The 21789-nt window shown below is 72.2% G+C and carries 19 protein-coding genes and 1 riboswitch; of the genes, 13 read left to right on the top strand and 6 right to left on the bottom strand.

Features of this window, described 5'->3' with window-relative positions:
- Window positions 1-3: 3 nt before the first annotated feature.
- Window positions 4-669, bottom strand: coding sequence for a GntR family transcriptional regulator (locus tag AC1DWR_RS12140; protein WP_477624507.1), 666 nt, complete (start codon window positions 667-669; stop codon window positions 4-6).
- An 82-nt stretch (window positions 670-751) separates the two neighbouring features.
- Here AC1DWR_RS12140 and AC1DWR_RS12135 point away from each other — a divergent pair, with 82 nt between their 5' ends.
- The 7 genes from AC1DWR_RS12135 (at window position 752) to hutU (ending at window position 8436) form a co-directional block, all read left to right on the top strand.
- A complete protein-coding gene (locus AC1DWR_RS12135) occupies window positions 752-1879 on the top strand; it encodes an Ldh family oxidoreductase (protein WP_477624506.1) in 1128 nt (375 codons plus the stop codon).
- Window positions 1876-2190 carry a putative quinol monooxygenase gene (locus tag AC1DWR_RS12130; RefSeq protein ID WP_477624505.1) on the top strand — a complete coding sequence of 105 codons (315 nt, stop codon included), beginning with the start codon at window positions 1876-1878 and terminating at the stop codon, window positions 2188-2190. The genes AC1DWR_RS12135 and AC1DWR_RS12130 overlap by 4 nt, the downstream gene beginning before the upstream one ends.
- Entirely contained in the window at window positions 2187-3263 is a 1077-nt protein-coding gene (locus AC1DWR_RS12125) for an isocitrate/isopropylmalate dehydrogenase family protein (RefSeq protein WP_477624504.1), read from the top strand. The genes AC1DWR_RS12130 and AC1DWR_RS12125 overlap by 4 nt, the downstream gene beginning before the upstream one ends.
- Window positions 3256-3690 carry a cupin domain-containing protein gene (locus tag AC1DWR_RS12120; protein ID WP_477614114.1) on the top strand — a complete coding sequence of 145 codons (435 nt, stop codon included), beginning with the start codon at window positions 3256-3258 and terminating at the stop codon, window positions 3688-3690. Before AC1DWR_RS12125 ends, AC1DWR_RS12120 begins: the two co-directional genes overlap by 8 nt.
- Window positions 3687-5078 (top strand): aldehyde dehydrogenase family protein, encoded by a 1392-nt coding sequence (locus AC1DWR_RS12115; protein WP_477624503.1) that lies wholly within the window; start codon window positions 3687-3689, stop codon window positions 5076-5078. Before AC1DWR_RS12120 ends, AC1DWR_RS12115 begins: the two co-directional genes overlap by 4 nt.
- 76 nt (window positions 5079-5154) lie before the next feature.
- A complete protein-coding gene (hutH, locus tag AC1DWR_RS12110; RefSeq protein ID WP_477624502.1) occupies window positions 5155-6720 on the top strand; it encodes a histidine ammonia-lyase in 1566 nt (521 codons plus the stop codon).
- Window positions 6721-6780: 60 nt separating this feature from the next.
- Window positions 6781-8436 (top strand): urocanate hydratase, encoded by a 1656-nt coding sequence (gene hutU / locus AC1DWR_RS12105; protein ID WP_477614111.1) that lies wholly within the window; start codon window positions 6781-6783, stop codon window positions 8434-8436.
- A gap of 76 nt (window positions 8437-8512) precedes the next feature.
- Here hutU and AC1DWR_RS12100 read toward each other — a convergent pair whose 3' ends face one another.
- Window positions 8513-8986: an aminoacyl-tRNA deacylase gene (locus tag AC1DWR_RS12100; protein WP_477624501.1), complete on the bottom strand. Its 474-nt coding sequence runs from the start codon at window positions 8984-8986 to the stop codon at window positions 8513-8515.
- Between the two features lie 181 nt (window positions 8987-9167).
- Between AC1DWR_RS12100 and AC1DWR_RS12095 the strand changes: the two genes are divergently transcribed.
- The 3 genes from AC1DWR_RS12095 to hutI are packed head-to-tail and all read left to right on the top strand — an operon-like array spanning window position 9168 to window position 12876.
- Window positions 9168-10376, top strand: a complete 1209-nt coding sequence (locus AC1DWR_RS12095; protein WP_477624500.1) for an allantoate amidohydrolase — start codon at window positions 9168-9170, stop codon at window positions 10374-10376.
- Entirely contained in the window at window positions 10373-11707 is a 1335-nt protein-coding gene (locus AC1DWR_RS12090; protein ID WP_477624499.1) for a formimidoylglutamate deiminase, read from the top strand. Before AC1DWR_RS12095 ends, AC1DWR_RS12090 begins: the two co-directional genes overlap by 4 nt.
- A complete protein-coding gene (gene hutI, locus AC1DWR_RS12085; RefSeq protein WP_477624498.1) occupies window positions 11704-12876 on the top strand; it encodes an imidazolonepropionase in 1173 nt (390 codons plus the stop codon). The genes AC1DWR_RS12090 and hutI overlap by 4 nt, the downstream gene beginning before the upstream one ends.
- 53 nt (window positions 12877-12929) lie before the next feature.
- Here hutI and AC1DWR_RS12080 read toward each other — a convergent pair whose 3' ends face one another.
- Entirely contained in the window at window positions 12930-13208 is a 279-nt protein-coding gene (locus AC1DWR_RS12080; protein ID WP_477624497.1) for a DUF4235 domain-containing protein, read from the bottom strand.
- Window positions 13209-13337: 129 nt separating this feature from the next.
- Window positions 13338-13440, top strand: a riboswitch (TPP riboswitch).
- A gap of 89 nt (window positions 13441-13529) precedes the next feature.
- Between AC1DWR_RS12080 and AC1DWR_RS12075 the strand changes: the two genes are divergently transcribed.
- The 3 genes from AC1DWR_RS12075 to AC1DWR_RS12065 are packed head-to-tail and all read left to right on the top strand — an operon-like array spanning window position 13530 to window position 18674.
- On the top strand, window positions 13530-14267 hold the full coding sequence (locus AC1DWR_RS12075) for an ECF transporter S component (protein ID WP_477614105.1): 738 nt from the start codon (window positions 13530-13532) through the stop codon (window positions 14265-14267).
- Complete coding sequence (locus AC1DWR_RS12070; protein WP_477624622.1) at window positions 14233-16527, top strand: ATP-binding cassette domain-containing protein; 2295 nt, start codon at window positions 14233-14235, stop codon at window positions 16525-16527. Before AC1DWR_RS12075 ends, AC1DWR_RS12070 begins: the two co-directional genes overlap by 35 nt.
- A 53-nt stretch (window positions 16528-16580) precedes the next feature.
- On the top strand, window positions 16581-18674 hold the full coding sequence (locus tag AC1DWR_RS12065) for an elongation factor G-like protein EF-G2 (protein ID WP_477614104.1): 2094 nt from the start codon (window positions 16581-16583) through the stop codon (window positions 18672-18674).
- Here the strand turns inward: AC1DWR_RS12065 and AC1DWR_RS12060 are convergent.
- From AC1DWR_RS12060 to AC1DWR_RS12050, 3 genes are all read right to left on the bottom strand, one after another.
- Window positions 18661-19353, bottom strand: a complete 693-nt coding sequence (locus AC1DWR_RS12060) for a DNA-3-methyladenine glycosylase family protein (protein ID WP_477614103.1) — start codon at window positions 19351-19353, stop codon at window positions 18661-18663. The two genes, AC1DWR_RS12065 and AC1DWR_RS12060, sit on opposite strands and share 14 nt — an antisense overlap.
- Window positions 19354-19476: 123 nt before the next feature.
- Window positions 19477-20682 (bottom strand): glycosyltransferase family 4 protein, encoded by a 1206-nt coding sequence (locus AC1DWR_RS12055; RefSeq protein ID WP_477614102.1) that lies wholly within the window; start codon window positions 20680-20682, stop codon window positions 19477-19479.
- On the bottom strand, window positions 20679-21683 hold the full coding sequence (locus AC1DWR_RS12050) for a lysylphosphatidylglycerol synthase domain-containing protein (RefSeq protein ID WP_477614101.1): 1005 nt from the start codon (window positions 21681-21683) through the stop codon (window positions 20679-20681). Before AC1DWR_RS12050 ends, AC1DWR_RS12055 begins: the two co-directional genes overlap by 4 nt.
- Window positions 21684-21789 lie beyond the last annotated feature (106 nt).

Below are 21789 nucleotides of genomic sequence, written 5' to 3'. Positions count from 1 at the left end.
CGTTCAGCCGGACTGCTCGAGCCGGTCGGAGATGGCGCTGAGCGCGGTGTCGCGCGCCGCGAGCACGTGCGCCTCGGCAACGGCGTGGGCGCGGACGGGGTCTCGGGCCACCAGGGCCTCGAGGATGTCCTGGTGCTCGCGCAGGGCAGTGGTCCGGCGTTCCTGGGACTGGTTGGTGAACGCGCGGTAGCGCGCCATCTGCCCGTCGACCTGCCCGTGCAGGCGAGAGGCCCACTCGTGCCCTGCGATCGCGCCGATGGCCAGGTGGAAGTCGTGTCCCGCGTTCATCGCATCGCTGGGCAGGTCGACGAGCTTCTCGTTGCGGTCCACCAGTCGACGCAACGTGGTTGCGCCCTCGTCGTCGAGGCGGGTCGCGGCCTCGGCGGCCATCAGGCCCTCCAGCGCGGCGCGCACCGAGTAGAGCTCCTCGATCTCGCGCGCGCTCAACAGCCGGACCACCATGCCGCCGGTGGGCAGCTGGTCGAGCAGGTCCTCGGCGAGCAGCAACCGCAGCGCCTCGCGCAGGGGCGTGCGACTCACCTGCATCCGGCTGGCCAGCTCTGGCTCGTAGAGCCGCTCTCCGGGCCTGAGCTCGAGGTCGAGGATCTGGCGGCGCAGCTCGCTGTAGACGAGCTGTCCGCCGGACGCCCGGCGTGGACGATCCACCATCTGGTCTCTCCCATCTTGCACACTTGTATACAAGTATGCTTTCCTTCACCCAGTCTCGCACAGTCCCACCAAGGAGCACCACGTGACCCAGCCCGAGCCCGCCGGAGGCGCTGCCCCTCGAGGGGCCATCTTCGCGGCCACGGACCTCGCTGACTTCGCGACCCGCCTCCTGCACGCCGACGGAGTGCCCGACACCGACGCCGCGCTCCTGGCCGACTCCCTCGTCACCGCAGAGCTGTGGGGCCACGCCTCGCACGGGATGCTCCGACTGCCCTGGTACCTCACCCGGCTGCGCAGCGGAGCGATGGAGGCGGTCACCGCCCCGGACGTGGCGCGGGACAGTGGCGCCGTGGTCGTGCTCGACGGACGGCACGGCATCGGCCAGGTCATCACGCAGCGGGCGGTCGACCTGGGGATCGAGCTCGCCCGGGAGCACGGCATCAGCGGGGTCGCGGTCCGCAACTCCGGACACTTCGGCACGGCGGCGTACTTCACCCGACAGGCGGCCGAGGCCGGCTGTGTGGCCCTGCTGGTCACGAACGCCAGCCCCGCGATGGCGCCCTGGGGCGGGACCGCGAAGAGCATCGGCACGAACCCCTGGTCCATCGCCGCCCCCGCAGGTCGTCATGGCGTGGTCGTCATGGACCTGGCCAACACGGCTGTCGCCCGCGGCAAGGTCTACCTGGCTGCCGAGCGTGGCGAGGAGATTCCCCAGGGCTGGGCCGCCGACAGCGATGGCGCGCCCACGACCGACCCTGCGGCGGCGATCGCGGGCCTGATCCTGCCGATGGCCGGCCCCAAGGGCTACGTCATCTCGTTCATGATGGACGTGCTGGCGGGGGTGCTCACGGGCAGCGCGTTCGGCGACGGCGTCGCGGGTCCCTACGACCCGGAGCGGCGCAGCGGCGCCGGGCACCTCCTCATCACCATCGACGTGGCCGCGGTGTCCGACCCGGACGAGTTCTCGGCCCGCATCGAGGCGTTGGTCGACCAGACCCGCGGTGGCGCCCTCGCGACGTGGGCGGACGAGATCCTCGTCCCCGGTGAGCTCGAGGACCGCAGCCGGCGCCGGCTGTCCGCCGACGGCATACCCCTGGCCGATGCCACGACCGAAGCGCTCGCCGCGCTCGGGCGGGAGGCGGGCATCGCCCTCCCCGCCCCACTCGCCGCCAACCCGAGCGCCCCTGACGGACCGGAGGTCCCCGCATGATCGCCCTCGTCGTCTCTCTCGCCGTCGTCCCGGGGAGGCTCGACGAGTTCGTCGCCGCCATCGCCGCGAACGCCGAGCGCTCCTTCGCCGACGAGCCGGGGTGTCTCTACTTCGACGTGACCCAGGACGTCACCGACGACCACCACTTCGTGTTCTACGAGGTCTACGCCGACGACGACGCAGTGGCCGCCCACCGCGCGACTCCGCACTTCGCGGACTGGCGCACGGCCGCGAGCCGGTGCGTGGTGCCGGGCAGCCAGGTGAACACCCTCGCCACACGACGGTTCCACCACGACGGGAGCGAGCTGTGAGGATCCTCGTCCTGCCGGGGGACGGCATCGGCCCCGAGATCACCCGGGCGACCGTCGAGGTCCTGCTCGCCCTCGATCGCCGGCTGGGTCTGGGGCTCGAGCTGGAGCACCGTGACATCGGGCTGGCCTCGCTGGAGTCGGTCGGCACGACCCTGCCGGACGAGGTCCTGCAGCGGGTGACCGAGGTCGACGGCACCGTCCTCGGACCGGTCTCGCACTACGACTACCCGGCGCGGGAGCAGGGTGGCATCAACCCCAGCGCGGAGCTGCGGACCCGCTTCGCGCTGTACGCCAACATCCGCCCGTGCCGGTCGGTCGACGGCCTGAGCGTGCTCCGCACCCCGATGGACCTGGTCATCGTGCGGGAGAACACCGAGGGCTTCTACTCCGACCGCAGCATGTATGCCGGCAGCGGCGAGTTCATGCCCGACGAGGACTCCGCGTTCTCGATCCGCAAGATCACCGCCCCCGCCTCGCGACGCGTGGCTCGCGCAGCCTTCGAGCTGGCGCGCACCCGCCGGCGTCACGTGACCGCGGTGCACAAGGCGAACGTGCTCAAGCTGTCGGATGGGCTGTTCCTCCGCTCGGTGCGGGAGGTCGCGTCCGACTTCCCCGACGTCGAGCTGCGCGAGCTCATCGTCGACGCGGCCGCGGCCAGGCTGATCCGCGACCCCGGGTCGTTCGACGTGCTCGTGACCACCAACATGTTCGGCGACATCCTCAGCGACGAGGCCTCCGAGCTCTGCGGCAGTCTCGGCCTCGGTGGGTCGGTGAACGCCGGGGACGGGGTCTGCGTGGCGCAGGCCCAGCACGGGTCCGCGCCCGACATCGCCGGGCAGGGCATCGCCAACCCCACCTCGCTGATCCGTTCGGCCGGGATGCTCCTCGACTGGCACGGCGCACGATCCGGCAGGCCGGAGCTGCGCGAGGCAGGACGACTGCTCGACGCCGCGGTCACCGCCACCATCGCCGACCCCGCCACCCGCACCCGCGACCTCGGCGGCCCCCTCGGCACCGACGACTTCACCAGCGCCCTCATCGGCACCCTGTCCCAGGAGCCCTCCCATGCCTGACCAGCCCCTCGCCCCCACCCTGCTCATCCGCCCCGACGAGGTGCGGCCCTTCGACCGTGGCAACGGCGTCGTGACCGTCCCGTACGTCGGGAAGTGGAACTGCGAGGCCAACAGGATCACCACCGGCCAGACCCAGTTCCAGCCCGGCACCGGCCTGCCGCTGCACAGCCACAACGTCGAGGAGTCCGTCCTGGTCCTCGAGGGCGAGGCCGTTGCCGAGATCGGTGACGAGCGGTTCGACCTCGTCGCCGGCGAAGCCACGTGGGTGCCGGCCGGCATCCCGCACCGCTTCTACAACCGCGGCGCCGGGCCGATGCGCATCTACTGGGTGTACGGCGGACGCGACGTGACCCGGACGATCACCGCCACCGGTGAGACGTTCGAGCACCTGTCGGAGAGCGACCGAGGCGGCCTGAGCACGCCATGAGCACGATCACGACAGTCAACCCCGCTGACGGGAGCGTCCTCTCTAGCTACGACTCGATGGGGGCCGACGACATCGAGAAAGCGCTGGTCGCCGGTGCCGCCGCAGCCCGTGCCTGGGGCCAGGTGGCGGTGGCAGACCGCGCAGAGCTGCTCGCCCGGCTCGCGGCCCACCTTCGCGCCGATGCCGAGAGGTATGCCGCGCTCGTCACCTCCGAGATGGGCAAGCCGCTGGCCCAGGCCCGCGGCGAGGTCGAGAAGTCAGCGGTCACCGCCGACTACTACGCGAGTCAGGCGGCCTCGATCCTGGCGCCCCGCCACGTCGAGATCGACTCGCCCGCAGGGGTTTCCGCCTTCGTGTCGCCAGAACCCCTGGGGCTGGTGCTGGCCGTGATGCCGTGGAACTTTCCCGTCTGGCAAGTGATGCGCTTCGCCATCCCGACCCTGGCTGCCGGCGACGGGGTCCTGCTCAAGCACTCGCCCAACGTCACCGGCTCCGCCCTCGCCCTCGCCGAGGCCTTCGTCCGGGCAGGGTTCCCCAGCGACCTGTTCACCACCCTGGTCGTGGCCGAGGAGGACGTTCCCGCGACCGTTGGGCGGCTCATCGAGGACGAACGCATCGCCGCGGTCACCCTGACCGGCAGCAACCGAGCGGGTGAGATGGTGGGCGCGGCCGCGGGTCGCGCGTCCAAGAGGTCGGTCCTCGAGCTCGGTGGGTCGGACGCGTTCGTCGTCCTCGCCGACGCCGACGTCCCGGCAGCGGCGGCGGCTGCCGTCGGCGCCCGGTTCACCAACTCGGGCCAGAGCTGCGTCTGCGCGAAACGGTTCGTCGTCGAGGCGCCAGTCGCCGAGGAGTTCACCCGGTTGTTCCTCGAGGGCGTGCGGGCGCTGGTCGTCGGCGACCCCACCGACCCGGCCACGACGGTCGGGCCGCTGGCCCGCTCGGACCTGCGCGACGCCCTGCAGCGACAGGTCGACCTGTCGGTGTCCGCGGGGGCGACCCTGGCTGCCGGCGGGCACAGCGTCGACGGCACGGGCTACTTCTACGCACCCACCGTGCTGCTCGACGCAGGTCCCGGGATGCCGGCGTTCGACGAGGAGACCTTTGGTCCGGTCGCGGCTGTCGCGGTGGCTTCCGACGAGGCCGACGCGATCCGGCTCGCCAACGCGACCCCTTACGGACTGGGCCTCAGCGTCTGGAGCCGGTCCCCCGAGCGGGCCGTTGCCGTCGCGCGACAGGTCACCTCGGGTGCGGCGTTCATCAACGCGGTGGTCGCCTCCGACCCCCGGGTCCCCTTCGGGGGCACCAAGCGCAGCGGTTACGGGCGTGAGCTGGCCGACGCGGGGATCCTCGAGTTCACCAACCAGCGCACCTACTGGGTGTCCGCCTGACCCATCGTCTCGCATCCGAGACGGTATGCCGCCTGCGCAGGGCGCGCACGCGGCATACCTCCGCTGCAATGGAGGCATGACCACCACTGTCACCTCAGCGCCGACCGTCACCGTCGGGACCGGGCCCGTCTCGTTCGACGACGTCGTCGCGGTCGCCCGGCACGACGCCAGGGTCGAGATCTCCCATGAGTCGCTGGCGGAGGTGCGCCGCACCCGCGAGGTGATCGAGGCGCTCGCCGACGACACGGTCGCGCACTACGGCGTCTCCACCGGGTTCGGTGCGCTGGCGACGCGGCACATCCCGGTCGAGCTGCGCGCCCAGCTCCAGCGTTCACTGGTGCGCTCGCACGCCGCCGGGTCGGGCGCCGAGGTCGAGCGCGAGGTGGTTCGCGCGCTGATGCTGCTGCGCATCTCCACGCTTGCGACCGGGCGCACGGGCATCCGCGAGGAGACCCTGCAGACCTACGTCGCGATGCTCAACGCCGGCATCACCCCGGTCGTCCACGAGTACGGCTCGCTGGGCTGTTCGGGCGACCTCGCGCCGCTGTCCCACTGTGCGCTCGCCCTCATGGGCGAGGGAGTCGTGCGTGACGCGGACGGGGAGAAGATGGACACGGCCGCGGCTTTCGCCGCCGCCGGCATCACCCCGGTCGAGCTGCGTGAGAAGGAGGGCTTGGCCCTCATCAACGGCACCGACGGCATGCTCGGCATGCTCGTGCTCGCCATCACCGACCTGCGCTCACTGCTCAAGACCGCCGACATCTCGGCCGCGATGAGCGTCGAGGGCCAGCTCGGGACCGACGACGTCTTCGCGGCGGACCTCCACGCGCTGCGCCCGCAGCCGGGCCAGGCCAGGTCCGCCGAGAACCTGCGAAAGCTGATGCAGGACAGCGGGATCCGCGACAGCCACCGCGACCCCGAGGCTTGCACGCGCGTCCAGGACGCCTACTCGCTGCGCTGTTCACCGCAGGTTGCGGGCGCGGTCCGCGACACCGTGGAGTATGCCGCGACGGTGGCGGGCTTCGAGCTCGCCTCCGCGGTCGACAACCCCGTCGTCACGCCCGACGGACGGGTCGAGTCCAACGGCAACTTCCACGGGGCGCCGGTCGCGTACGTCCTCGACTTCCTGGCGATCGTCGCCGCCGACCTGGCCTCGATCTCGGAGCGGAGGACCGACCGGTTCCTCGACGTGTCGCGCAACCACGGGCTCAACGCCTTCCTCGCGGACGACCCCGGCGTCGACAGCGGCCACATGATCGCGCAGTACACCCAGGCGGCGATCGTGTCCGAGATGAAGCGCCTGGCGGTGCCCGCCTCGGTCGACTCGATCCCGAGCTCGGCGATGCAGGAGGACCACGTGTCGATGGGGTGGTCGGCTGCCCGCAAGCTCCGTCGCTCGGTGGACGGGCTGACCCGCGTCCTCGCGGTCGAGCTGCTCACCGCCGCCCGCGCCATCGACCTGCGGGCCCCCCTGACCCCGGCACCGGCCACCGGGGCCGTGGTCAAGGCGCTCCGCGACGCGGGCGCCCCCGCACCGGGTACCGACCGCTTCCTGGCCCCTGAGATCGAGGTGGCCGTCCAGCTCGTCGCGAGCGGCGCGGCCGTCGCAGCGGCAGAGTCGGTCACCGGCCCCCTCAACTGACACCACGGCATACCCCGCTCGTCACTGAACCGTCTGACCAAGGCACTGAAGGAGAACGACATGGAAGGCGCCCGCCCCGTCCGCTCACCCCGCGGCTCGCAGCTCACAGCCCAGCACTGGGGGGCCGAGGCCCCGATGCGCATGCTGATGAACAACCTCGACCCCGAGAACGCCGAGCGTCCCGACGACCTCGTCGTCTACGGCGGCACCGGCCGAGCGGCGCGTGACTGGAAGTCGTTCGACGCCATGGTCCGCACCCTGACCACGCTCAAGCAGGACGAGACGATGCTCGTGCAGAGCGGTCGTCCGGTCGGCGTCATGCAGACCCACGAGTGGGCGCCGCGCGTGCTCATCGCCAACTCCAACCTCGTCGGCGACTGGGCGACCTGGCCTGAGTTCCGGCGGCTCGAGCACCTCGGGCTGACGATGTACGGGCAGATGACCGCCGGCTCGTGGATCTACATCGGGACCCAGGGCATCGTGCAGGGGACCTACGAGACGTTCGCTGCCATCGCCGAGAAGCGTTTCGGCGGAACGCTGGCCGGCACCCTCACGCTCACCGGCGGTTGCGGTGGAATGGGCGGCGCTCAGCCCCTCGCCGTCACGATGAACGAGGGCGCCTGCCTGATCGTCGACGTCGACGAGTCGCGGCTCCGGCGCCGGGTCGAGCACCGCTACCTCGACGAGGTCGCCTCGTCGCTGGACGAGGCCATCGACAAGGCCGTCGCCGCCAAGAACGAGCGGCGCGCCTGGTCGGTGGGTGTGGTCGGCAACGCCGCCGAGATCTTCCCCGAGCTGCTGCGTCGCGGGGTGCCGATCGACATCGTCACCGACCAGACGTCCGCGCACGACCCGCTGTCCTACCTCCCCGAGGGGATCGAGGTGGGCGACTGGCACGAGTACGCCGAGAAGAAACCCGAGGAGTTCACCGACCGGGCGCGCGAGTCGATGGCCAAGCACGTCCAGGCGATGGTGGAGTTCCAGGACGCAGGGGCCGAGGTCTTCGACTACGGCAACTCGATCCGCGACGAGGCGCGGCAGGGCGGCTACGAGCGCGCCTTCGAGTTCCCCGGTTTCGTGCCGGCCTACATCAGGCCCCTCTTCTGCGAGGGCAAGGGCCCCTTCCGCTGGGTGGCGCTGTCGGGCGACCCGAAGGACATCGCGGCGACGGACAAGGCCGTCCTCGACCTGTTCCCCGACAACGACCGGCTGCACAAGTGGATCCGCGGCGCCCAGGACCGGATCGCCTTCCAGGGTCTGCCTGCCCGCATCTGCTGGCTCGGCCAGGGGGAGCGCGACAAGGCGGGTCTGGCGTTCAACGAGCTCGTCCGCACGGGAGCAGTGAGCGCCCCCATCGTCATCGGGCGCGACCACCTCGACACGGGTTCGGTGGCCAGCCCCTACCGCGAGACGGAGGCCATGCTCGACGGCTCCGACGCCATCGCGGACTGGCCGCTGCTCAACGCCCTCGTCAACACCTCTTCCGGCGCCTCGTGGGTCTCGATCCACCACGGTGGCGGCGTCGGCATCGGTCGCTCCCTGCACGCCGGCCAGGTCTCGCTCGCGGACGGCACGGAGCTCGCGGCGCAGAAGCTGGCCCGCGTCCTCACGAACGACCCGGCGATGGGCGTCATCCGCCACGTCGACGCCGGCTACGACATCGCCGAGCGCACTGCCCGGGAGCAGGGCGTGCGGATCCCCATGCGCGAGAGCTGATCTCGCACCAACGCGAGGTATGCCGGGTGGTCACCACCCGGCATACCTCGCGTTGGGGGTGGGTCCAGGCGGGGGTTCAGGCCGGGTCGGTGACGTCGGCGACCTGGGCGCCGAGGGCGGCGACCACGTCGTCGGCCTGCGCGGTCGCGGCGACACCGTGGGCACCGGCGCCGATGGAGATGAGGCGTCCGGCCACGGAGGCGTCTGCCACGACGGGCCACGCCGTCAGTGAGCCGAACGGCGTGATGGTGCCGCGCTCGTAGCCGGTCACGTCCTTGGCGGTGGCGGCGTCCGGCATCGACATCCGGTTGACGCCCAGCAGGGCACGCAGCTTGGGCCACGAGATCTCACGACCACCCGGCACGAGCACGAAGAGGTAGTCGTCCTCCGCCCGCCGCACCACGAGGGTCTTGATGATGTCGCCCGGTTGAACGCCCCGTGCCGCGGCCGCCTCCTCCAGCGAGTTGACCCGGCCGTGGCGCGTGATGGTGTGCTCGATGCCGCTCGCCGCAAGCGCTGCCGCCGCCCGCGCCGCGCCGTCGTCAGTCACGGTGGAAGCCTAGCCGCCACCTTGGGCGCCGGCCTCTCGCCCGGCGCCTGTCTGTGATCCGAGACGGAATGGTGGAGGAGCCCGCACATCATCACGTCCGCTGGTGTGGAATGGTCTGGTCGTCGGTCTGCGTCCACCGCGGACCGGCCCCAGTCCTGCCGCCGCCGCCAGAGAGGGCACCGTGAGCTTCGAGTCGATGTGGGCTGACCTCCAGCCCGTCGGACGCAGCGCCCAGTCAGGTGGCTACCGGCGCTTTGCCTGGACCCGCGAGGACCACGACCTCCGCGAGTGGTTCACCGGCGAGTGCGGCGCGCGCGGGCTCGACCTCACCGAGGACCGGATGGGCAACCAGTGGGCCTGGTGGGGGGACCCCGATGCGGCGGCCGTCCGCGGGGACAAGGGAGTCGTCACGGGGTCGCACCTCGACAGCGTCCCCGACGGCGGTGCCTTCGACGGTCCGCTGGGGGTAGTCAGCGCGCTCGCGGCCATCGATGTGTTGCGGGACAAGGGGTTTGAGCCCTCCAGGCCGATCGGGGTGGTGAACTTCGTCGACGAGGAGGGCGCCAGGTTCGGCGTGGCCTGCGCCGGCTCCCGGGTCATCACCGGTGCCATGACCGCGCGTCGCGCACGCAGCCTGACGGACGCCGACGGCACCACGATGGCTGACGCGCTCAAAGCAGCCGGTCGCGACCCGCACCAGATCGGTCGGGACGACGACGCCATGCGCCGCATCGGGAGCTTCGTGGAGCTGCACGTCGAACAGGGACGCGGCCTCATCGACCTCGACCACCCCGTCGCGGTCGGCAGCGACATCTGGCCCCACGGCAGGTGGCGGCTGGACTTCACCGGCGAGGCCAACCACGCCGGGACCACCCGGCTCGAGGACCGCCACGACGCGATGCTCGGGTATGCCGGTGCGGTGCTCGCCGCGCGCGAGGCCGCCATCACGAACGGCTGCGTCGCGACCATCGGCAAGGTCGTGGTGACGCCGGGCGGTGTCAACGCCATCCCGAGCGCCGTGACGGGATGGCTCGACGCCCGCGGCGCCAGCCCTCGCGCCGTGCGCCGCGCGGTCGCCGACATCAGCGCGATGGTCGAGCAGTCCGGCGGGCGGATCACCGAGGAGTCGTGGACCCCGTCCACGCCCTTCGACGCCGGGCTGAGCGCGCGGCTGGGGACCCGGCTCGGCGGCATACCTGTCCTGGGCACGGGGGCCGGGCACGACGCCGGCATCCTCGCGAACGCCGGCATCCCCACCGCGATGCTCTTCGTCCGCAACCCCACGGGCGTCTCGCACTCACCCGAGGAGCATGCGGAGCTCTCCGACTGCCTCGAAGGGGTGGCGGCCCTGACGGCCGTCCTCGAGGACCTGACGGGGGCGCAGGCGTGACGGCTGGATCAACCCAGTACTGGGCGGAGCACGCGTGGCTCCCCACCGGACTGGCCACGGGTGTGCGGTTCGAGGTGGTCGACGGGGTCTTCGCAGGGGTGCACCGGGCCCGCCCCGAATCGGGTGACGAACGGCTGCACGGAGTGGTGCTGCCGGGATTCGCCAACGCCCACAGCCACGCCTTCCACCGCGCCCTGCGCGGGCGCACCCACGGAGACGGCGGCAACTTCTGGACGTGGCGACAGCAGATGTATGCCGTCACGCGGCACCTCACGCCGGACACCTACCTCGCCCTGGCCAGGGCGGTGTTTGCCGAGATGGTGCTGTCGGGGATCACCGTCGTCGGGGAGTTCCACTACCTCCACCACAGCGTGGCTGGCCGCCCCTACGCCGATCCCAACGCGATGGGGGAGGCGCTCATCGCGGCCGCGCGGGACGCCGGCCTGCGGCTGACCCTGCTCGACACCTGCTATCTCGCGGGTGGGCTGGCAGGGGACGGGCACGTGCCACTGGACGATGTCCAGGTGCGGTTCAGCGACGGCGATGTCGACGCGTGGGCAGCCCGGGTGGCCGCCCTGGCTCCGGACGCCACGACCCGGATCGGCGCCGCGGTGCACTCGGTGCGCGCCGTGCCGCGGGACGACCTGCGGGCGATGGCCGAGGTGACGCGTGGCCGCACGGTGCACGCCCACGTGAGCGAGCAGCCGGCCGAGAACCTCGCGACGCAGATGTTCTACAACGCCACGCCGACCGAGCTCCTCGACGAGGCCGGTCTGCTCGGCGGCCGGTTCAGTGCCGTGCACGCGACGCACCTGTCCGACCGGGACATCAGCCTGCTGGGCGAGTCGGGCACGACGGCCTGCTTCTGCCCGACGACCGAGCGCGACCTCGCCGACGGCATCGGTCCCGCGAGGGCGCTGACCGCTGCGGGCGCGCGCCTGTCGCTCGGCTCGGACCAGCACGCGGTCATCGACCCGTTCGAGGAGGTGCGGGGGCTCGAGATGCACGAACGGCTCGCCAGCAACGAGCGCGGCCGGTTCACCCCCGACGAGCTGCTGACGGCCGCCACCTCGGACGGCTACCGCAGCCTCGGCTGGCAGGACGCCGGTGTGATCGCGGAGGGGGCCGCGGCGGACTTCGTCGTCGTGCGCACCGACACCGTCAACACCGCTGGCGCCAAGGCGGGTCAGATCCTCTACTGCGCCACGCGATCCGACGTCGACCGGGTGGTGGTCGGCGGCAGCACGGTCGTGGAGGCGGGACGCCACCGGCTGGGCGACGTGGCGGCGCTGCTCGGCAAGGCGCTGGCCGACGTGAGGGAGCACCAGTGAGCAGCACCGTCGTCACCGGCATCGCCGAGCTCGTCACCTGCGACGGGTCGACCCCTGACCGGCTCGGCCTCGTGCGCGACGCCGCAGTGGTCATCGAGGGCGGGCACGTCGCGTGGATCGGTCCGGCGTCGGGCGCCCCGATGGCCGATGACCAGGTCGACGTGGGGGGTCGAGCAGTACTGCCGGGCTTCGTCGACTCGCACTCCCACCTCGTGTTTGCCGGGGACCGTGGTGACGAGTTCGCCGCGCGGATGGCCGGCACGCCCTATGACGGTGGTGGCATCGGGGTGTCGGTGGCCGCCACCCGGGCCGCCACCGACGACGAGCTGCGATCACTCGTCGCCCTGCGGGTCGCCGAGATGCGCGCCCAGGGCACGACGACCGTCGAGATCAAGAGCGGCTACGGCCTGACCATCGAGGACGAGGCGCGGGCCCTGCGCATCGCCCGCGAGTTCACCTCCGAGACGACCTTCCTCGGGGCCCACGTGGTGCCGCGCGAGTACGCCGAGGACCGGGCGACCTACCTCGAGCTCGTGACCGGCCCGATGCTCGAGGCGGCCACTCCGTACGCGAGGTGGGTGGACGTGTTCTGCGAACCACACTCGGCCCACGCGTTCACCGAGGACGAGGCGCGCACCGTGCTGCTCGCCGGACGTCGTGCGGGACTCGAGCTGCGGGTGCACGGCAACCAGCTGGGTCACGGGCCCGGGGTTCAGCTGGCCGTCGAGCTCGGAGCGGCCAGCGTCGACCACTGCACCTACCTCTCGGCCTCCGACGTCGACGCGCTGTCCTCCGCAGCTGACACCACGGTGGCGACCCTGCTGCCCGGGGTGGAGTTCTCCACGCGCTCGCCCTACCCCGATGCCGCTGCCCTGCTGGCGGCCGGCGTGTCGATCGCTCTCGCCACGGACTGCAACCCGGGGACCTGCTACTCGTCGTCGATGCCGTTCGTCATCGCGCTGGCGGTTCGCGAGATGGGCCTGACGCCCGGCGAGGCGGTGCTCGCGGCCACGACGGGTTCGGCGAAGGCGCTGCGGCGCAATGACATCGGACGGATCGTCGTGGGGGCTCGAGCCGATCTCACCGTCCTCGACGCGCCGTCGCACGTCCACCTGTCCTACCGTGCGGGCGTACCGATCGCCAAGGCCCTCGACCTGGACGGGGCCTGACGCTCAGGAGTCGTGGAGGTCTGCGCGGTCAGACCTCGTGGAGGTCTGCGCCCTCAGGCGTCGCCGTGCTGCATCGCCTTGGGCAGGTGCCCGGCGGACTTCTCGTAGTACTCGGCGGCCTTGCGGGTCGCGATCACCCGGGCAGCACCCGCCGCCAGTCCGGTCAGCGCAGCGAACGCGATGGCGTCCTTCCACGGGGTGCGCGGGTCACGCGGGTCGACGACGGCGTCGCGGCCGGCCTTCTTCCACGCGGTGGTGACCAGCTTGTTGGCGACCACACCCGCGAGCACCGCCGATCCGGTCCCCAGCACTCGCCACACCAGTGGTCCCATGTCGCACACCTCTCCCGTACCTGTCGCGGACCCGTTGAGGATCCGTGTCCCCGCGTCGCGACCCGTCGCCACGCGAAATTGCCGCTGACCTGCGACTCCACCCTGCCACACCCAGGAGTATGGTTCGACGGGTAACGACAGGGGAGCGCGCAAGCGCTGAGAGTGCGGGAGACCGCAGACCCTCACACCTGATCCGGTTCGCACCGGCGTAGGGAGTCGAGAATCTCAGACACCTGTCGGGTGAGGTGCGCCACCACAGGTGTCTTCTCCCGGCAAGGGGTCTCCCCGAGGCATCCACCGGATTCCACGGGAGAAGAACACATGAGCACCAAGAACACCCCGGCCACTTCGGCCGACACGGCACCATCCACCCCGGCCACCCAGGCCGACACCACCATCCCGGCCACCTCGGCCAGCGCGACCTCCACCGCTTCCACCGGGACCCGCCGCGGCAGCATCCGCGCCAGCGGGAACCTCTGGGGTTGGCGCACTGTCGACCTCTTGACGGTCTCCTTCCTCGGCGCCGCGTTCGGTGTCGCGTACTGGGCCTGGGGTCTGGCCTACACCGCACCGGCGGCTGGGCTCGAGGCCCTCTTCCCACCGCTTCAGGGCATCACGGGAGCCCCCTGGCTGATGGCCGGGGTGGTGGGCGGCCTCGCCATTCGACGCCCGGGCTCGGCCTTGCTGTGTGAGGTGGTGGCGGCCCTCGTCTCGATGCTGCCCGGCACCAAGTGGGGTTTCACCACCCTCGTCTCGGGCATCGTGCAGGGTCTCGGCGCGGAGATCGCCTTCCTGATCCTCGGCTACGCGGCGTTCGGCCTCGGCGCCGCCCTGCTTGCCGGAGCCCTCTCGGCTCCGCTGGAAGCTCTCTACGAGTGGCAGGTCTACTGGACCGACTGGGACATGGGCTACAAGCTCGCCTACGCCGGGATCCTCACTGTCGCGGGCGCGATCGTGGCCGGCGGTCTCGGGTGGCTGCTGACGCGCGGCCTGGCCCGAGCCGGCGCCCTGGGAGCGTTCCCGGCTGGGCAGGAAGCCCGGGAGTCACGCGCTGTCTGAGCACCCTCGGCCCGGCGCCCCCAAGGAGCGTCGGGGACATCTCGAGGTCCGGGGACTGACGTGGCGTCCGTACGGCCGCCGCGAACCGGTCATCCCCGGCCTCGACCTCGACATCCCCTCGGGACAGCGGGTCCTGCTCGTCGGTCCGAGCGGCTCCGGCAAGTCCACCCTCCTGCGTGGACTTGCCGGGGTGCTCGAGGTCGCCGACTCCGGGGAACGCACTGGCACCGTGCTGCTCGACGGCGCGGTTCCCGGGACGCGGGCCGGCGACGTCGGCCTCGTCCTCCAGGAGCCGGGCGCGGGCATCGTGTCGGCCACGGTCGGCCGCGACGTCGCGTTCGGCCTCGAGAACATCGGTATGCCGCGTGCGGACATGCCGGCGCGCGTCGCCGCCGCGCTGGCGGCCGTCGGCCTCGACCTGCCCCAGGACACTCCCACCCACGCGCTGTCCGGCGGTGAGCAGCAGCGGCTTGCCCTGGCGGGGGCGCTCGCCCTCGAGCCCACGGTCCTGCTGCTCGACGAACCCACCGCGATGCTCGACCCCGCCAACGCCGACTCCGTCCGCAGGACCGTCGACGAGGTGACACGGTCCCGCCGGCTGACGACGGTCGTCGTGGAGCACCGGCTCGGTCCCTGGCTCGACGCCGTCGACCGGCTCGTCGTCCTCGACCACAGCGGCCGGGTCGCAGCCGACGGCGAACCACTCGCCGTCCTCGCCCAGCACGGAGAATCCCTCGCGGCCCAGGGGATCTGGGTGCCCGGCTTCCCCGACCCGCAACCACGCGGCATACCTGCGGGTGTTTTCGACACCTCGTCGACCGGAGCCAACCTGCTCACCCTCGACGCCGCCGACGTCACCATCACCCGGTCCGTGCAAGCGCTCGACGGCTCGACCCGCACCACGGTCGCGGTGCGGGACCAGTGGTTCCAGGCGCGCGCCGGGCAGGTGCACGCGCTGGTGGGCCCGAGCGGGGCCGGCAAGTCGACCTTGCTGCTGGCGCTGGCCGGGCTGCTGCGACGGCAGGCCGGTGAGGTGCGGCTGCGGCCCGACCTCGCCGTCGACGGGGAGCGCGACCCGCACGCGCTGGGCACCCTCGACCTGGCCCCGCGGGTTGCCTGGGTGCCCCAGTGGGCGAGCTCGACGATCGTCAGCCACACCGTGCTCGACGAGGTGATGACCACCTCGCGAGCGGTCGGGCTCGTCGAGTCCGAGGCGCTGGAGCGCGCCCGGGCCCTCCTGGACCACCTGGGCCTGGCCCACCTCGCGCAGGCTGACCCACGACACCTGTCCGGCGGAGAGCAGCGCCGGCTCGCCATGGCGTCCGCGGTGGTCCACCAGCCGGATCTCGTCTGCGCCGACGAAGCCACGGTCGGCCAGGACCGGCTCACCTGGGCCGCCGTCATGGGCATCGTCGAGGGCTTGCGGGACGCGGGTTCGGCGGTCGTGCTGACCACGCACGACGACGCTGTCATCACTCGGGCGGACGCGGTCACGACGATCGACCGGCCCGTGCAGCCACCCGTCGAACCGGCACGTCGACGCCCGCTGGTGGCGCGGGCCGGTCCCCTGTCGCTGATGGCGGGGGCGAGTCTCGGGATCCCCGCGGGCGTGGTCTCGCCGCGCTGGTCCACCAGCCTCGTGGTGCTCGCGGTGCAGGTCGCGCTCGCGGGCCTGGCGCTATGGGCGCCCGGCGACGGGCCAGCGCCCACCGGTCGGCTGCGCGGGGGGCTCCTGCGGCTCGGCCCAGGACTCCTCGGCGCCCTGTCCGTGGCGTGGTCGACGTGGCTGCTGGGGGGCCACGACCTCGACACTGCCTTGACCGGGGGACTGCGGGTGCTCATCATCGTGCTGCCGTCGGCGGTGCTCATCCAGCACGTCGACGCGGATGCCCTCGGCGACCACCTCGGGCAACGGCTGCGGCTGCCCGCCCGTCCCGTGGTGGCCGTGGCGGCAGCACTGCAGCGGGTACACACGTTCGGCGAGATCTGGTCGGAGATCGCGCGGGCCCGACGGGTGCGGGGGATCGGCGCCACGGCACGGTCGCCCCGGTCGGTGCTGGCCGAGCTCTGGGCCCTCACCATCGGGATCCTCGTGCGGTCGCTCCAGGCCGCGGCCACGCTCGCCGTCGCCATGGACGCCCGCGGGTTCGCCACGGCATCGCGCCGCACATGGGCCGCGCCGGCGCCGTGGCGGGGTGCGGACTGGCTGGTCGTCGCGGCGAGCGTGCTGCCGGTGGTCGTGGCGGCCGGCTGGCGCTGACCGGGTGTCGTCCGGGTCTTGTGCGCCGTGGGTGACCGGAGCAAGGTGAACCCATGAACCGTGTCAGCGACGCCGCGGGTCCCTCATCGCCCGAGCAGATCCGCAACGTGGTCCTGGTGGGGTCGAGCGGGGCCGGCAAGACGGCCCTTTTCGACCAGTTCGTGGCGGCTCGGATTCCGGGCCGCCGCGCTCGTGAAGGGGACTCTTCGGCGACGTTGTCGCTCATGGCCGCGTCGGTCCCGACGCGTGGGCTGACTGTGAACCTGCTCGACACCCCGGGCCACCCGGACTTCATGGGCGAGGTGCGCGCCGGGCTGCGGGCGGCCGACGCGGCAGTGTTCGTCGTCTCCGCCGCCGACGGTGTCGACGAACCCACCCGGCTGCTGTGGCGCGAGTGCGACGTCCTCGGTATGCCGCGCGCGGTCGTGGTCACGCGCCTCGAGCAGGCGCGGGCGGACTTCGAGGCGACGGTCGACGCGTGCCAGCGGGCGTTCGGTGACGCCGAGCCGCTTGCCCTCCCGCTGGTCGTCGACGGTTCGGTCAAGGGCCTGCTCAACCTCCTGCGTCGCACCGTGACCGAACAGCAGCCAGGGGGCGGTGAGGCCGACAGGGAGCCGAGCGTCGACGAGGGTGAGCTGATCGACGCCCAGCGTGGTGAGCTGATCGAGTCCGTGATCGAGGAGTCCGAGGACGAAGGGCTCCTCGAGCGCTATCTGGAGGGCGAGGAGATCGACACCGAGGTGATCGCCGCCGATCTGCGCATGGCCGTGGCCACGGCTCGGTTCTTCCCGATCCTGCCGACGCATGCACCCACGGGCGTGGGCATCGAGGCGTTGATCGAGCTGTGCGAGAAGGGATTTCCCTCACCCGTCGGAGCGGCGATCCCCACCGTCTACACCTCGGCCGGTGGGGACTTCGGTGCCGTGACCTGCGACCCGGCCGGCCCGCTCGTGGCCGAGGTGGTGCACACCACGACCGACCCGTTCGTGGGCCGGCAGTCGCTGGTCCGGGTGTTCTCGGGGACGCTGCGCCCCGACGAACCGGTGCACATCTCGGGGCACCTGCAGCACTTTGCGACCCACCTCGTCGACGAACACGCCGACCACGACACCGACGACGAGCGCATCGGGCCGCTGGCTGCCCCGCTCGGCGACGAGACCCGACCTGTCAGTGCGGGGATCGCCGGTGACATCGTCGTCGTCTCGAAGCTCGCGGGCGCGGAGACCTCCGACACGTTGTCGCGCAAGGACAGGGCCGCTCTGGTCGAGCCGTGGTTGTTGCCGAACCCGTTGCTGCCCGTGGCGATCCACGCCCGTTCCAAGGGGGACGAGGACAAGCTGGCCACGGCCCTGCAGAGACTGGTCGCCGAGGACGTCACGATGCGGCTCGAGCACAACTCCGAGACCCACCAGCTGGTGCTCTGGGCCATGGGGCCTGCCCACGTCGACCAGCTCATCGCGATGCTGGAGTCGCGCTACCACGTGCCGGTCGAGGTGGAGCCGGTGCGGACATCGCTGCGGGAGACCTTCGTGCGGCCCATCAAGGTCCAGGGAAGACTGGTGAAGCAGTCCGGCGGTCACGGGCAGTACGCCGTGTGCCACCTCGAGATCGAGCCGCTGGAGCGAGGGGCGGGGATCGAGTTCGTCGACAAGGTGGTCGGCGGGGCGGTGCCTCGCAACTACATCCCGTCGGTGGAGAAGGGCGCCCGCGTCCAGCTGGAGAAGGGCGTGCTGGCGGGCTACCCGGTGGTGGACGTGCGGATCACCCTCGTCGACGGCAAGGCCCACTCGGTCGACTCCTCGGACATGGCCTTCCAGACCGCAGCGGGGATGGCGCTGCGCGAAGCCGCCAACGACTCGACCGTCGCGATGCTCGAACCCGTGGACGAGGTGCACATCGAGGTCAGCGACGACGCCGTCGGCGGGGTCCTGGCCGACCTCCGCGGACGCCGCGGGCAGGTGCACGGCACCGAGCCTGCACAGGTCGGGGGACGCACCCTGATCCATGCCGAGGTGCCCGCGCACGAACTGGCTCGCTACCCGGTCGACCTGAGGTCGGTCTCCCACGGCACCGGCACGTTCACGCGCAGCTTCGTCCGCTACGACTACATGCCGCCTGCCCTCGCCAGGGAGATCACCGCCGGCTGACGCCTCCCGGGCCGTCGGGCCGAGCCCGCTCTCGTTCTCCGGCGAACAGGTCGCTGGGGGTCTCGGCCCGGCCGCGACGCACGAGGTAGCCGTGCCACAGCAGTCGGGCAGCCGTCGAACGGTGCGGCCGCCAGCGCTCGCCCAGGGCTTCGAGGGCAGCCTGGTCGGGAACGGTGTCGAGCCCCAGGGTCTCGGCAGCGGCCACCTGCAGGGCGCGGTCGCCGACGGGCCACAGGTCCGGACGGCCCAGACAGGCCAGCAGGTAGACGTCGGCGGTCCACCGGCCGATGCCCGGCAGGGCCGTCAGCGCACGACGGACGGCGGCGTCGTCGAGGTCACCCAGGCCGTCGAGGTCCAGGGTGCCCGTCTCGACGGCCGTGGCCAGGGCGCGCAGGTAACCGTCCTTCTGCCGGGACACCCCGTCGAGCCGCAGCTCCGCCGGGGTGCTGGCGAGCAGTGCGCTGGGAGCCATGTCCCCGATCCGCTCCACGACCTTGCGGTAGGCCGCAGCGGCACTGGCGAGGGAGACCTGCTGCTCGAGGATGAACAGGACCAGACTCGGGAACCCCGTAGGCCGCAACCACAGGGCAGGAACCCCGTGGGTCGAGACGAGCTCGGCGAGCTGGGGGTCGGCAGCCGTGAGCCCCGCCACCGTCCGTCCGAAGAGGTCGTCGTCCACGTCGCGACGCTACCCGAGAGCCGTCGCGGCTCCGAGCCACGTCGGGCGGACAAAGAAGTGGCGTCCGGCGGAGGGGACACCACCGCCGGACGCCACCCGCCAGCCTGCGGGCAGGGGACCCGTTCAGGCTGGCTCGCCCTCGACCTCACGGGCCGCGACCGTAGGGGATCGGTCGCGCCGGGGTCGGGCGAGGTGCAAGGTCCCCTCGGGGACGGTGTGGTGCGTGCCCGCCGCACGTTCGGCTGCGGCGTCGTAGGCGTACGCCGTGCGCCACAGGACATCGGACCAGTCGTATGCCGGGCGCACAGACGTGTTGTACCGCTGGATTCGCGTCCGCAGACCGGCATCCGTGCAGAGCCGGACCAGCTGCCCGGCCAGCTCGGCGTCACTGCCGGCCAGCAGTCCCTCCACGCCGTCGGAGACGAAGTCGGCCACCCCGGTCCCGGATCGCGCGACCACGGCCAAGCCGGACGCGCGGGCCTCCAAGGCTGCGATCCCGAAGGACTCGAGCGTGGCAGGGGCCACGAACACGTCGGCTCCTGCATAGAGGGCCCGGATCTGCTCGTGCGCCAAGGCTCCCGGGGCTTCCACCCAGCCCTGCATGCCCCACTGCGAGAGCCGACCCCTGACCTGGCCGAGCTGGGGTCCGTCACCGACCAGCACGACGCGAACCTCCACGTCCGGGGGAAGGGCCGCACGCATCCGGCGCAGGGTCGACACCAGCTGCAACGGCCGCTTGCGGCGGGTCATCCGCATGACGCTGACGATTGTGACCTGGCCGGCAGGGCGATCGATGGGTGCGCCACCGGCCCCCAGGGGCCTGCCGTGCGCGGTGCGCCGGTCGGCGGGCGCCCACAGCGCTGTGTCGACGGCATTCGGCAGGACCAGCACGGGACGACCTCGCAGGGCGCGACGTAGCGGTTCGGACGCCGCCTCGCTCACGGCTGCCCACTGGATCGGCAGCTCGGCCCAGCCCCGCACCGCGGAGGTCGCGCGATACAGCGGCCACGTGCCCGTCCACATCGAGTGGACCGTCGCCACGACCGGGATCCCTTGGGCAGCAGCGAACTCCGCAGTCCGCAGGGCGAGCGGGGAGATGGCCGACACGTGGGAGTGGACGGTGTCCGCCTGCGACGCCAGGGCCCGCGATGCGCGGACGTCACGCACGACGACCACGCCGTTCGCGCCCGGGCCGGTCGGGCCGGCGGTGCGGGTCAGCACGGTGACCTGGTGCCCTTCGGCTGCCTGGCGGCCGGCGAGGTCGTGGACCATCACCTCGATCCCGCCCACCGTGGGGGCATACGTGTCGGTGGTGTGCAGGATCTTCATCGCAGCACCCGGGCCATCCGGCTCCTGGCAACCAGCCAGCCCCCGAGCCACACTGCGCCGACCGGGATCTCGAGCAGGAAGATGAAGCCGCGGTAGAGCAGGACCCCCGATGTCACGGCCAGCGGGTCACCGCCCAGGGCCACCAGCGCCGCGACCGTCCCCGCCTCGGCCGTCCCGGTGCCGCCGGGTGTGACGACGACGAGCGAGAGGAGTCGTTCGACCGCGAAGGCCGCCAGCACGGCATACCAGGGCACGGTGGCCGCCACCACGTGCAGGCACCCCCAGAGCAGCGCCCCTTGGAGCAGCACGTAGGCGCCCATTCCTGCGCTCAGCTGCGGCCACGTGCGGGCCGCAACGGCGCACACCTGGGCACGCGTCTCGAGGACGCCGCGGGTGGCGCCCTCGAGCCACCGCTCGCCCCTCCCGCGCAGCAGTGCGCGGAGCACCCGCACCACGGCGCCGACGGAACGGCTGGCAGACCGTTCGCTGCGCAGCGCACCGAGGACGGCGGCCAGCACCGCCGCCAGCAGGAGCACGGCCCCGGCAGCGGTGGTTCGCACGAAGTGCCCGCTGCCGTGGCCGGCGAGGAGGAGGGCGCTGAGCGCAAGGACGGGCAGCAGCAGCTTGGAGAGGACGTCCCAGATGTTCGTGACCACGGTGAAGGCGGCGAAGGCGGTCTCGCGGAACCGCCAGGCCCGGACCATCGCCAGGTTGGTCGCCACCCCGAGGGCCCCGCCCATGGGCGCGACGTTCGAGACCGCGCTGCCCGTGAGGCTCAGGGTCAGCGCACGGCGTCGACTGAGCCCGGGGAGGGCGCCGGTGAGGACGAAGGAGTGGGCTACCAGGCCGGCGGCCCAGACCAGCGTGAGGACCACGAGCTCAGGTGTCCCGACCTTGGCGAGCACCCCGCCGATCGCGGACCACCGCGCTCCGGCGAGGGCGGGGAGGGCCCACCCGAACACCGCCCCGATGACGGCGGCCGCCGCACCGAGACGCAGCACGGCGCGACTCCACGGAGCTCGGCCCCATGGGGCGCGACCCGACGGCGCCCCTCGCCCCGGAGCGCGACCCGGCGGGGTGGCCCGTGGGGACGTCGGCGCTGCCAGT

This window comes from Pedococcus sp. P2_E2 (genome assembly GCF_056403955.1).
The sequence above is the reverse complement of the archived record's forward strand: the minus strand, read 5'-3'. Positions and strand labels throughout refer to the sequence as shown.